Below are 241 nucleotides of genomic sequence, written 5' to 3' on the forward strand. Positions count from 1 at the left end.
GATCGGGCCGACATTCTCCAGGAACGTGCGCTCATAGCTGCGCGACAGCCGTTCGAGCGCCGCATCGAGCGGCAGCCAGTCGACTTCCCTGATGTCGCTCATCAACGCGCGCACCGGCTTGCCGCCGACGAGCCGGTCGCTGACGCGCCCGAGACCGTCGACACGCCTGCGATCGCCGAACTGCCCGTCGCCGCGGATGCGCCGGTCGACGCTGACGCGTCCGAGGTGGCTGAGGCGACTG

The 241-nt window shown here is 70.1% G+C and carries 1 pseudogene; it reads right to left on the reverse strand.

Annotated elements, in window-relative coordinates:
- Window positions 1–241 (reverse strand): annotated as a pseudogene (locus FNJ47_RS52690) (hypothetical protein); the annotation flags it as partial.

Source organism: Bradyrhizobium uaiense (genome assembly GCF_010811875.1).
GTDB classification, from domain to species: domain Bacteria; phylum Pseudomonadota; class Alphaproteobacteria; order Rhizobiales; family Xanthobacteraceae; genus Bradyrhizobium; species Bradyrhizobium uaiense.